Origin of the sequence: Acidovorax sp. 210-6 (assembly GCF_010020825.1) — a bacterium.
GTDB lineage: Bacteria > Pseudomonadota > Gammaproteobacteria > Burkholderiales > Burkholderiaceae_C > Simplicispira > Simplicispira sedimenti.
The window spans coordinates 1827336-1839716 of the sequence record NZ_JAACJE010000001.1; the positions used below are offsets into that span (position 1 = coordinate 1827336).

The following is a 12381-nucleotide window of genomic DNA, read 5'->3' on the forward strand; positions in this document are numbered from 1 at the left end:
TTGCAAGGTTTCTTCTCTATGTCCCCTCAGGCCTGTTCGCCTGCCCCTGCTCCCCCAGACGCCGATTCCGACGCTTGGGTGGTCTGCCTGTGTGCCCAGTGGTGCGGCACCTGCCGGGACTACCGCGCCGTCATTGATACCCTGGCGCGGCAGTTTCCCTGGGCGCGTTTTGTCTGGCTGGACATCGAAGATGAGGCCGACGTCGCTGGCGACTATGACGTGGAGACCTTCCCAACCCTGCTGCTGGCCGACGCGGCAGGGGTGCGCTTCCTGGGGGCCTTGCTGCCACAGGCGGCAGTGCTGGAGCGCATGTTGCAGCGCTGGCAGGACGACCCGCCGCCGTTGCTGCGGGACGCTTCGGCCATGGCCTTGATGGAGCGGATTCGCCAAGCGTATGCCGTGGGCGGGTTGAGTAGGGTGTTTGCTTGACAAAAAAGGGCCGCTCTGTCTTGCGAATCAAGGCTTTGCAGGTTACAATGCGGGCCTCACGACCAAACGGGCGGGTACCAACCGCCCGTTTTTTTTGGTCGTTTGCTTTTGGAGCTCGAAGCCTCTGAGGGGTTATCGGGTTTTTTGTTTTTGCGGTAATTGAATACCAGTGGCACTACAGCAGATCGTCGAGCAAACCGTCAGCGGCCTGGGTTACGACCTGGTCGAGATCGAACGCGCCCAGGGTGGCACCCTGCGTATCACCATCGACTGGCCGTGGCAGCCGCCGACGGAGGGCGAGGCTGCTGTGCCTCCACAGTTCATTACCGTCGAAGACTGCGAAAAAGTGACGCGCCAGCTCCAGTTTGCGCTGGAGGTCGATGGCGTGGACTACAAGCGCCTGGAGGTCTCCTCCCCCGGCATCGACCGGCCTTTGCGCCATGAGCAGGATTACCAGCGTTTCGAGGGCGAGGTGATCGACATCACCCTCAAGGCGCCCATGGGGGCGGCTGCGGCGGGCCAGGTGAGCCCCTTGCGCAAGAAGTTTCGTGGCCGACTGTCGCGGGCCGAGGCGGGCGGCTGGCAGATCGTCTGGAGCGATGAGCCCGCCGCCAAGCCGGGCCAGAAGATCAGCAAGAAGCGTGCACCCGCACCGCTGCAGGTGTTGGGGTTCACGCTGGACGAGTTGCGTGAGGCGCGTTTGGCGCCGATTGTGGATTTCAAGGGAAGGGGCGCTGCGTCCGGGCTCTGACCGGGCCGGCTTGCCGGATATGGATGAGGGGTCTGCCGCCTGGCGCGGGCTCTGCGGGTGATTAAGAACAGGAGAGTCGTGGCATGAATCGCGAATTGTTGATGTTGGTGGAAGCCATTTCGCGCGAGAAGAACGTCGAGCGCGATGTGGTTCTGGGTGCGGTCGAGGCCGCCCTGGCCCAGGCGACAAAGAAGCTGTACGAGGGCGAGGTTGACATCCGCGTGTCTGTGGATCGCGACAGTGGCAACTACGAAACCTTCCGCCGCTGGCTGGTGGTGCCCGACGATGCTGGCCTGCAAAACCCCGACGCCGAAGAAATGCTCATGGACGCGCAAGACCGCGTTCCCGGCATCCAGGTGGGGGAGTACATCGAAGAGCCGGTCGAATCCGTGCCGATTGGCCGCATTGGCGCCATGGCGGCCAAGCAGGTCATCCTGCAGAAAATCCGCGACGCCGAGCGCGAAATGCTGCTCAACGACTTCATGTCGCGTGGCGAAAAGATCTTCACCGGCACCGTCAAGCGCATGGACAAGGGCGACCTCATTGTCGAATCCGGTCGTGTCGAGGGTCGTCTGCGCCGCTCTGAAATGATCCCCAAGGAAAACCTGCGCACCGGCGACCGCGTGCGCGCCATGATCATGGAGGTGGATCTGACGCTGCGCGGCGCGCCCATCATCCTCTCGCGTTCGGCGCCCGAGTTCATGATCGAGCTGTTCCGCCATGAGGTGCCCGAGATCGAGCAGGGCCTGCTGGAGATCAAGAGCTGCGCCCGCGACCCCGGTAGCCGTGCCAAGATTGCCGTGCTCTCGCACGACCGCCGTGTGGACCCCATCGGCACTTGCGTGGGGGTGCGTGGCACGCGCGTCAACGCCGTGACCAACGAGCTGGCCGGTGAGCGCGTGGACATCGTGCTGTGGTCTGAGGACCCGGCGCAGTTCGTCATCGGCGCTCTGGCACCGGCCAATGTGCAGTCCATCGTGGTGGACGAGGAAAAGCACGCCATGGACGTGGTGGTGGACGAGGAAAACCTGGCCATCGCCATTGGCCGGGGCGGCCAGAACGTGCGTCTGGCGTCCGACCTGACCGGTTGGAAGATCAACATCATGGACGCCGCCGAGTCTGCGCAGAAGCACGCCAACGAAACCGAAGCGGCACGTCGTCTGTTCATGGAAAAGCTCGATGTGGATCAGGAGATTGCCGACATCCTGATCGAGGAAGGTTTCACCAGCCTCGAAGAAGTGGCCTATGTGCCGCTGCAGGAAATGCTGGAGATCGAGAGTTTCGACGAGGAAACCGTCAACGAGCTGCGTGCCCGTGCCAAGGACGTGCTGCTCACCATGGAAATCGCCCGCGAGGACAGCGTCGAGAGTGTGTCGCAAGACCTGCGCGACCTCGAAGGCATGACCCCCGAACTCATTGCCAAGCTGGCTGATGGTGGAGTGCACACCCGTGACGAACTGGCCGATTTGGCCATCGATGAACTGACCGAACTGACCGGACAGTCCGAGGAAGAAGCCAAGGCCTTGATCATGAAGGCGCGTGAACACTGGTTCACGGGGCAAGAGTAAGGGTCAGGGAGGAACAGAGCCAATATGTCGAGTAACACCGTCGCAGAGTTCGCCAGCGAACTCAAGAAAACCCCTGAAGTCCTGCTCGAACAGCTCAAGTCGGCAGGCGTGGTCAAGTCGTCGCCCGCAGATGCGCTGACCGAGGCAGACAAGCAAAAGCTGCTCGCCCACCTGCAGGCCAGCCATGGCGTGGCCCAGGGTGACCGCAAGAAGATCACGCTGGTCACCAAGTCCACCACCGAGATCAAGCAGGCCGATGCCACCGGCAAGGCGCGCACCATCCAGGTGGAAGTGCGCAAGAAGCGCACTTTCGTCAAGCGCGATGAGGCCGCCGAGGCCGCCCAGGCCCCGGTGCCAGAGGCCAAGCCCGAGCAGCCCGATCCTGAACAGGCCGAACTGGCACGGCGTGAAGAAGAGGCCCGCCACCAGGCCGAGCTGATCCGCCGCCAGGAAGAAGAGCTTGCAGCCCAGCGCCTGGAGCGTGAGGATCGCGAGCGCCGTGAACGCGAGGCCGCCGAGCGCGCTGCCGCCTATGCTGCCGAAGAAGCGGCCAAGAAGGCACAGGCATCTGCCGCCAAGCAGGAAGCCACGCGAGAACAAGAGCAGGAAGCTGCTGCGCGCGCTGCCGCACAGGCTGAGGCGCGTGCCAAGGCAGACGCTGAAGCCAAGGCCCGTGCCGCGGATGAGTCGGCACGTGCCAAGGATCTGGAGGAGCGCCGTCGCAAGGCGCTGGAGGAGGCTGCGGCCATCCGTTCCATGATGTCCACGCCCGCCAAGGTGCTGGTGGCCAAGAAGCCCGAGGAACCCAAGCCCGCTGCCCGTGCGGCTGCAGCCGAGCCCAAGAAGGGCACCCTGCACAAGCCTGCCAACACCCCGGCCGCGGGCGCAGGTCGCACCGCAGGTGGTGCAGCGACGGCTGGTGCTGGTGCTGGCGCAGGTGGCAAAGAAGTCAAATCCGCCAAGCTGTCTTCCAGCTGGGCCGGCGAGCCTGGCAAAAAGAAAGAGATCAAAACCCGTGGTGACACCACTGGTGGTTCTGCCCGTGGCAGCGCCTGGCGCGCAGGTGGCCCCAAGGGCGGCGGTCGGCGCGGCGATCGGGATCGTTCGCACGACATGGGCCAGGCCGCTGTGGCCGAAGTGCGCACCCTGGAAGTGCACGTGCCCGAGACCATCACGGTGGCCGAGCTGGCACACAAGATGTCCATCAAGGCGTCCGAGGTCATCAAGCAGCTCATGAAGCTGGGCCAGATGGCCACCATCAACCAGCCCCTGGACCAGGACACGGCCATGATCGTGGTCGAAGAACTGGGCCACAAGGCTGTGGTGGCGGCGCTGGACGATCCGGAAGCCTTTACCGACGAGGAATCGGCAATGCAGGACGCCGAGGTGCTGCCTCGTGCGCCCGTGGTCACCGTCATGGGCCACGTGGACCACGGCAAGACCTCGCTGCTGGACTACATCCGTCGCACCAAGGTCGCTTCGGGCGAGGCAGGTGGCATCACGCAGCACATTGGCGCGTACCACGTGGATACGCCGCGCGGCATGGTGACCTTCCTGGATACCCCCGGCCACGAAGCCTTTACGGCCATGCGTGCGCGCGGTGCACAGGCCACCGACATTGTGATCCTGGTGGTGGCAGCCGACGACGGTGTCATGCCCCAGACCAAGGAAGCCATCAAGCACGCCAAGGCTGCCAAGGTGCCCATGGTTGTTGCCATCACCAAGGCCGACAAGCCCGATGCCAACCCGGACCGCGTGAAGCAGGAACTGGTGGCAGTGGAGGTGGTGCCCGAAGAATACGGTGGCGATTCGCCTTTTGTTCCCGTGTCCTCCAAGACCGGCATGGGCATCGATGAACTGCTGGAGCAGGTGCTGTTGCAGGCCGAAGTGCTGGAACTCAAGGCGCCGGTGGAAGCCACCGCCAAGGGTCTCGTCATCGAAGCCCAGCTCGACAAGGGCCGCGGCCCTGTGGCCACGGTGCTGGTGCAGTCCGGTACGCTGAAGGTGGGCGACGTGGTGCTGGCAGGCCAGACCTACGGCCGTGTGCGCGCCATGCTGGATGAAAACGGCCGTACCTCCAAGACAGCCGGGCCTTCCATTCCGGTGGAAATCCAGGGCCTGTCCGATGTGCCCCAGGCGGGTGACGAGTTCATGGTCATGCTGGACGAGCGCCGTGCGCGTGAAATTGCCACCTACCGTGCTGGCAAGTTCCGCAACACCAAGCTGGCCAAGCAGCAGGCCGCGAAGCTGGAGAACGTGTTCTCCGAAATGACGGCGGGCGAAGTGCAAACCTTGCCCATCATCATCAAGGCCGACGTGCAGGGTTCGCAGGAAGCGCTGGCCGCCTCGCTGCTGAAGCTCTCCAACGAGGAAATCAAGGTCCAGCTCGTGTATGCGGGCGTCGGCGGCATCAGCGAAAGCGACATCAACCTTGCCATCGCATCCAAGGCCATCGTCATCGGCTTCAACGTGCGTGCCGACGCTGGCGCGCGCAAGACGGCCGAGACCAATGGTGTGGACATCCACTACTACAACATCATCTATGACGCAGTGGATGAGTTGAAGGCGGCCATGTCCGGCATGCTGGCGCCTGAGCAACGCGAAGAAGCCCTGGGTACTGCGGAAATCCGCACCGTGTTCGTGGCTTCCAAGATCGGCACGGTGGCGGGTTCCTACATCACCTCCGGCCAGGTCACGCGCAACTGCAAGTTCCGTCTGCTGCGCGACAACGTGGTGGTGTACACGGGCGATGTGGAGTCGGTGCGCCGCCTCAAGGACGACGTCAAGGAAGTCAAGGAAGGCTTCGAGTGCGGTATCAAGCTCAAGAACTACAACGACATCAAGGAAGGTGATCAGCTGGAGTTCTTCGAGATCAAGGAAATCGCACGGACTCTATGAGACACCCCCTGAGTCGCTTTGCGCCTTCCCCCTCTCTCGCCACGCTGCGCGTGGCGGGAGGGGGACGCCCCCAGCGCTGCGGGGCGGCCCTTGCGCGGGGGCGCTGGCCTGCGCCGCGTGAGAATTACGCACTGCTGGCACAGCTGCAGCCTGCGATGGAATACTGATATGGCCGCGAAGAAACCTGCTACGCCGAACCGCGCCTTCAAGGTCGCCGACCAGATCCAGCGCGATCTGACGGAGCTGATTGCGCGCGAGTTGAAGGACCCGCGCGTGGGCATGGTCACGCTGCAGGGTGTGGAAGTCACGCCCGACTATGCACATGCCAAGGTGTTTTTCAGCGTGCTGGTGGGCGACCCTGCGGTGACGCAGGAGGCGCTCAACCATGCGGCTGGGCATTTGCGCAATGGCCTGTTCAAGCGCCTGCACATCCATACGGTGCCCACGTTGCACTTCGTGTACGACCGCACGCAGGAGCGAGCGGCCGACATGAACGCACTGATCGCCAAGGCGGTCTCCTCGCGGGCCAAAGACGCGGAAGAATGACCATGGACGCGCCGCGCACGAGGGTCGTCCGGCGCCCCGTGCACGGGGTGCTGCTGATCGACAAGCCACTGGGCATGACCAGCAACCAGGCCTTGCAAAAGGCCAAATGGTTGCTGCGTGCCGAGAAGGCGGGCCACACCGGCACGCTCGACCCATTGGCCAGTGGTGTGCTGCCGCTGTGCTTTGGTGCGGCCACCAAGTTCAGCCAGCTCCAGCTCGAGGCCGACAAGACCTACGAGGCCGTGGCCTTGCTGGGCGTGACCACCACCACCGGCGACGCCGAGGGCGAGTTGCTGGAGCGGCGCACGGTGGATCCGGCACAGCTCACCCCCGAGCGGTTGGAGCAGGTGCGCCTGCAGTTCACCGGGCCCATCCGCCAGGTGCCGCCTATGCACAGCGCGCTCAAGAAGGACGGCAAGGCCTTGTACGAGTATGCGCGTGCGGGCATTGCCGTAGAGCGCGCGCCGCGTGATGTGACCATTCATGCATTGAATCTGGCTCTGACGCAAGACAGTAAAGCGCAAGCAGCTATCAAAATGATAGTGAAATGCAGCAAAGGTACCTACATCCGCACCCTCGGCGAGGACATCGGTGCCGCGCTGGGTTGCGGTGCGCACCTTACTTTCCTGCGCCGCATCGAGACCGGTGGCATTGGCGTGGAGCGTTGCACCACGCTGGAGCAACTGGAGGCGCTGGACGACAGCGCGCGCCTGGCCTGCCTGGAGCCGCCCGAAGCGCTGCTGGCCGGACATGTGCAGGTCACGCTCGACAACGACAATGCGGGCCGGTTTCTCTCCGGCATGCGCCGCCGGGGGCCTTGGCCTGATGCACCGGCGGTGGCCGTGTTCGGTGACCGTCCCAGGGCCCTGCTCGGTGTCGGCCATGTCGCAGGCGGCGAGCTGGTGCCCGACCGGCTGCTGAGTCCGCTGGAAATTCAACAAATTTTGGAAGGCACGCCGCGCCCACAAGCCAGCGGCATATTGGAAAAACTATGAGCAAACAAATCCGCAACATCGCCATCATCGCCCACGTGGACCATGGCAAGACCACCATGGTGGACCAGCTGCTGCGCCAGTCCGGCACCTTCGCCGAGCACGAAAAGGTGGTCGATACCGTGATGGACAACAACGCCATCGAGCGCGAGCGCGGCATCACCATCCTGGCCAAGAACTGCGCCGTGAGCTGGGAAGGCACGCACATCAACATCGTGGACACCCCTGGCCACGCGGACTTTGGCGGCGAAGTGGAGCGAGCCCTGTCCATGGTGGACAGCGTGGTGCTGCTGATCGACGCCCAGGAAGGCCCCATGCCCCAGACGCGTTTCGTCACCAAGAAGGCGCTGGCTCTGGGCCTGCGCCCCATCCTGGTGGTGAACAAGGTGGACAAGCCCGGCGCCAACCCCGACAAGGTGGTGAATGCCGCATTCGACCTGTTCGACAAGCTCGGTGCCACCGATGAGCAGCTCGACTTCCCCGTGGTGTATGCCTCGGGTATCAACGGCTGGACTTCGCTGGAAGAAGGCGCGCCGGGCGAGCAGTGGGGCCCTGACATGTCGGCCCTGTTCAACACCATCCTCAAGCATGTGCCGCCGAATTCCGGCGACCCGGCCGCTCCCCTGCAGCTGCAGATTTCGGCGCTGGACTACTCCAGCTTCGTGGGCCGCATCGGCGTGGGCCGTATCAGCCAGGGCACCCTCAAGCCCGGCCAGGACGTGCTGGTCATGGAAGGCCCGAATGGCAAGTCCGTCAAGGGCCGTGTGAACCAGGTGCTGACCTTCCAGGGCCTGGACCGCATGCAAACCCCGCAGGCGGGCCCTGGCGACATCGTGCTGATCAACGGCATTGAAGACATTGGTATCGGCGTGACCGTGACCGATCCTGCCAACCCGGCGCCTCTGCCCATGCTCAAGGTGGACGAACCCACCCTGATCATGAATTTCTGCGTCAACACCTCGCCGCTGGCCGGCCGTGAAGGCAAGTACGTGACCAGCCGCCAGATCTGGGACCGCCTGCAGAAGGAATTGCAGCACAACGTGGCGCTGCGGGTGAAGGAAACCGATGAAGACGGCATTTTCGAAGTGGCCGGCCGGGGTGAACTGCACCTGACCATCCTGCTGGAGAACATGCGCCGTGAAGGTTACGAGCTGGCGGTGTCCAAGCCCCGCGTGGTCTTCAGGGACATCGATGGCGTCAAGCATGAACCCATCGAACTCGTGACCGCCGACATCGAAGAGCAGCACCAGGGCGGCGTGATGCAGGCCCTGGGCGAGCGCAAGGGCGAGCTGGTGAACATGGAGCCGGACGGCCGTGGCCGCGTGCGCCTGGAATACCGCATTCCGGCGCGTGGCCTGATCGGTTTCTCCAACGAATTCCTGAACCTGACGCGGGGTTCGGGCCTGATCTCCAACATCTTCGACGGTTACGAGCCGCACAAGGGCGAGATCGGCGGCCGCAAGAACGGCGTGCTGATCTCCATGGACGATGGTGAAATCTTCACCTACGCCCTGGGCAAGCTGGACGACCGTGGCCGCATGTTCGTGCGCGCCAATGATCCGGTGTACGAGGGCATGATCGTCGGCATCCACAGCCGCGACAACGACCTGGTGGTGAACGCCACGCGAACCAAGCAGCTCACCAACTTCCGCGTGAGCGGCAAGGAAGACGCGATCAAGATCACGCCTCCGATCGATCTCACGCTGGAATACGGTGTGGAATTCATCGAGGACGACGAACTGGTCGAAATCACGCCCAAGAGCGTGCGCCTGCGCAAGCGCTACCTCAAGGAGCATGAGCGCAAGCGCGCCAGCCGAGAGTAATGTGGACAACCCCCTGAGTAACCGTCTTCAAAGTCAAGCACGATGAAGCGACGGGTCCCAAGGTTTGCCGGTTCTGACCATTGCGTTGAGCGTGGTCAGCAGCTTGCGCATGCATGCCACCAAGGCGACCTTGGGCAGTTTGCCCGCAGCCCTCAAACGCTCGTAGAACGCCCGGATGACCGGGTTGTAGCGCGCTGCAGTCAGCGTGGCCATGTACAGCACACGCCGTATCTCAAAGCGCCCACCCTGCACCCTGCGTCGCCCCTTCCTGTTACCCGAGTCATTGGCCACGGGCGCCACGCCCGCCAGGGCGGCGATCTCGCGGCGGTTGAGCCTGCCCAACTCGGGCAACTGAGCAATCAGCGTTGCGCTGGCCACCGGGCCGATGCCGTTGGTCGATTGCAGCAGCCCATCGAGCTCACCGAAGTGCTCGCGCACATGGCCCACCATCTGCCTCTCCAGATCATCGAGCTGTGCCTTGATCGCTGCCACGATGGCCTCGATGCTGGGGTGCAACTTACGGGGCGTAATTTGCAGCCGCTGGCGCTCGGAATTGAGCATGGTCAGCAACTGGCGCCTGCGCGTGACCAGGGCGGCGAGCCACTGCTGGCGCTCATCGGCTACAGGGCGAAGAAAGCGTGCCAGGTCATCGCGGCGCATCAGCACCGCAGCCAACTCGGCCAGCATGCGGGCATCCACCGCATCGGTCTTGGCCAGACGGCCCATGCTCCTGGCAAAGTCGCGTGCATGGCGCGGATTGACCACCGCCACGTGCAAGCCCACGGCCTGCAGTGCGCACGCCAGAGCCGCCTCGTAACCTCCGGTGGCCTCCATCACCACCAGGCCCACATCCATGGACTGCAAGGCAGCAGCCAGCGCACAGTGGCCATCAACATCGTTGGCAAACCGCTGGAAATCGCTGTGGGTGCCCAGTACACAGACATCGACGTGTGCCTTGGCCACGTCGATACCTACCGTCACTGATAAAGCAGACATGATCTTCAACTCCCATGCTTGTACATGCGCGCTCAATGGTGGCGCGCGTAACCGTTCGGGCTCAATGAAGACCAGCGCGGTGGCCGTGCGTTCTGTACTCAGGGACGGGCTCGAACACCCCAGGCGCTACCAAACTGCACGGGCCGGTCTGGCTACCTTTACGGCAGTCAAACTTTACCGCGACGGTCTGGATGGAAGATACAAGGCACTGCGTGCCTTCCCCCTTCTCGCGCAAAGCTGCGCATTGCGGGAAGGGGGACGCCGCCAGTGCGGCGGGGCGGCCCTTGCACGGCGGCCCTGGGCAGGGCAGCGCCCCAGGCTTGCTGCGTGGGTTGTGCGGGGGGCGGCTGTCGTTGGTTAAAGCGTCGAGCGTTGCAAGCAATTCGCGATGAATACCCCTTCTTTTCCAAACCAAGGGCTGACCCATACCCGCGCCGTATGGCTCATGGTGGCGGTCACGCTGATGTGGTCGATTGCCGGGGTGGTCACGCGGCACCTGGAGCATGCGCGCAGTTTCGAGGTGACGTTCTGGCGCAGCCTGTTCACGGTGCTGGCGCTGCTGGTCATCCTGCCTGCGGTGCAAGGCCGTGCGGCACTGACCACGTTGCGGGGCGGGAGCCGGGCGCTGTGGCTGTCGGGACTGTGCTGGAGCGTGATGTTCACTGCCTTCATGGTGGCCATCACGCTGATGCCTGTGGCCAACGTACTGGTGACCATGGCTGTCGGCCCCTTGCTCACCGCGCTGTTTGCCTGGGTCTTCATCGGCCACCACATTGCGCCGCGCACCTGGGGCGCCATCGTGATGGCGGGGCTGGGTATCGGCTGGATGTATGGCTCGCAGATGGCGGGGCTGCCTGTGGTGGGCACGCTGGTGGCCTTGTGCGTGCCGGTGGCCGCGGCCGTGAACTGGACGGTGGTGCAACATGCGCAGCAGCACGGCCATGCGGTCAACCTCATGCCTGCCGTGCTGATTGGTGCGGTGCTGTCGTCGCTGGCCACCTTGCCACTGGCCTGGCCGCTGCAGGCCACCGGGCATGACCTGGCCTTGCTGGCCCTGTTGGGGGTGGTGCAACTGGCCATTCCCTGCGTGTTGGCTGTGCGCTGCGGTCAGGTGCTCAAGGCACCGGAGCTGGCCTTGCTGGGCCTGCTGGAAGTGATCTTTGGCATTCTGCTGGCCTGGGTGGGCGCCGGGGAGCGTCCGGCCCAGGCGGTGCTGATAGGCGGTGCGCTGGTGATTGGCGCGCTGGTGTTCAATGAGCTCTTGGCTTGGAAGGAAGAAAAATGATGGAGATGCATGGTGAAGTGCTGGCCCAGGTACGTGGGCAGGTGGGGCTGATCACGCTCAACCGCCCCAAGGCGCTGAACGCGCTGTCGCTGGGCATGGTGCGCGACCTGATGACGGTGCTGCTGGCCTGGCAACAAGACCCTGCCGTGCTGGCCGTGGCCATCCGGGGCAGTAACAAGGAGGGCCCGTTTGGCGCTTTCTGTGCGGGCGGCGACATCCGCTTTCTGCACCAGGCGGGCAGCACGGGCAACCCGGAGATCGAGGACTTCTTCACCGAGGAGTACGCGCTCAACCACCTGATCCACAACTACACCAAGCCCTACATCGCCTTCATGGATGGCATCGTCATGGGCGGCGGCATGGGCATCAGCCAGGGCGCCAGCCTGCGCCTGGTGACCGAACGCACCAAGATGGCCATGCCCGAGACGGCCATCGGCCTGTTCCCCGACGTGGGCGGCGGCTACTTCCTCTCGCGCTGCCCCGGCCACGTGGGTGAATGGCTGGCGCTCACGGGCGACACCATCGGCGCGGGGGATGCCATTGCCTTCGGCCTGGCCGACGGCTGCCTGCCCCTGGACGCGCAGGCCACCGTGTGGGAGGCACTGGGCGCGCAAACCTTTGCCGATGGCGCCGCCGTACAGGCTTTCGTTGCTGCAAAAATGATAGCTGCTGACGCCCAATTGAAGGGCGTTAGAGGCGATATTGATCAATATTTTTCTCTGAGTGGCGTTCCCGCCATCGTGGCTGCCCTGGAGGCTGCCAACAGCGAGTGGGCACGTGCCACGGCGGCCACGCTGCGCAAGCGCTCACCGCTGATGCTTCACGTGGTGCTGGAGCAGATCCGCCGTGCGCGTGGCATGGACCTGGCGTCCGACCTGCGCATGGAGCGCGACATGGTGCGCCACTGCTTCTTCCTGCGCCCTGGCGCCAGCGAAACCGTGGAGGGCATCCGTGCCCTGGCCGTGGACAAGGACCACAGCCCGCGCTGGAACCCCGCGCGCATCGAGGACGTGTCGCCGGAATTGGTGGCCTCGTTCTTCGTGAGCCCCTGGCCGGCGCACGCCCATCCGCTGGCCGCGCTGCGCTGAGACGG

The 12381-nt window shown here is 64.1% G+C and carries 10 protein-coding genes; 9 read left to right on the forward strand and 1 reads right to left on the reverse strand.

Translation table 11 applies throughout. The features are described 5' to 3' along the window. Window positions 1-18: 18 nt before the first annotated feature. The 7 genes from GWK50_RS08415 (at window position 19) to typA (ending at window position 9007) form a co-directional block, all read left to right on the forward strand. Window positions 19-429 carry a thioredoxin family protein gene (locus GWK50_RS08415; RefSeq protein ID WP_162016084.1) on the forward strand — a complete coding sequence of 137 codons (411 nt, stop codon included), beginning with the start codon at window positions 19-21 and terminating at the stop codon, window positions 427-429. Window positions 430-598: 169 nt separating this feature from the next. Beyond that, complete coding sequence (gene rimP / locus GWK50_RS08420) at window positions 599-1180, forward strand: ribosome maturation factor RimP (protein ID WP_162016085.1); 582 nt, start codon at window positions 599-601, stop codon at window positions 1178-1180. An 83-nt stretch (window positions 1181-1263) separates the two neighbouring features. Continuing rightward, window positions 1264-2748, forward strand: coding sequence for a transcription termination factor NusA (gene nusA / locus GWK50_RS08425; protein ID WP_162016086.1), 1485 nt, complete (start codon window positions 1264-1266; stop codon window positions 2746-2748). 24 nt (window positions 2749-2772) lie between these two features. Next, entirely contained in the window at window positions 2773-5646 is a 2874-nt protein-coding gene (gene infB, locus GWK50_RS08430) for a translation initiation factor IF-2 (protein ID WP_162016087.1), read from the forward strand. Window positions 5647-5814: 168 nt separating this feature from the next. After that, window positions 5815-6192: a 30S ribosome-binding factor RbfA gene (rbfA, locus tag GWK50_RS08435; protein WP_162016088.1), complete on the forward strand. Its 378-nt coding sequence runs from the start codon at window positions 5815-5817 to the stop codon at window positions 6190-6192. A 2-nt stretch (window positions 6193-6194) separates the two neighbouring features. Next, a complete protein-coding gene (gene truB / locus GWK50_RS08440) occupies window positions 6195-7187 on the forward strand; it encodes a tRNA pseudouridine(55) synthase TruB (protein WP_162016089.1) in 993 nt (330 codons plus the stop codon). Then, on the forward strand, window positions 7184-9007 hold the full coding sequence (gene typA, locus GWK50_RS08445; protein ID WP_162016090.1) for a translational GTPase TypA: 1824 nt from the start codon (window positions 7184-7186) through the stop codon (window positions 9005-9007). The genes truB and typA overlap by 4 nt, the downstream gene beginning before the upstream one ends. 33 nt (window positions 9008-9040) lie before the next feature. Here the strand turns inward: typA and GWK50_RS08450 are convergent, their stop codons facing one another. Next, window positions 9041-10003 (reverse strand): IS110 family transposase, encoded by a 963-nt coding sequence (locus tag GWK50_RS08450; protein WP_162016091.1) that lies wholly within the window; start codon window positions 10001-10003, stop codon window positions 9041-9043. Window positions 10004-10391: 388 nt separating this feature from the next. On the opposite strand from GWK50_RS08450, the gene GWK50_RS08455 reads away from it, so the two are divergent. Both GWK50_RS08455 and GWK50_RS08460 read left to right on the forward strand, forming a co-directional pair. Beyond that, window positions 10392-11288, forward strand: coding sequence for a DMT family transporter (locus tag GWK50_RS08455; RefSeq protein WP_162016092.1), 897 nt, complete (start codon window positions 10392-10394; stop codon window positions 11286-11288). Next, window positions 11285-12376 (forward strand): enoyl-CoA hydratase/isomerase family protein, encoded by a 1092-nt coding sequence (locus GWK50_RS08460; RefSeq protein WP_162016093.1) that lies wholly within the window; start codon window positions 11285-11287, stop codon window positions 12374-12376. Before GWK50_RS08455 ends, GWK50_RS08460 begins: the two co-directional genes overlap by 4 nt. The last annotated feature ends 5 nt before the right edge of the window (window positions 12377-12381 follow it).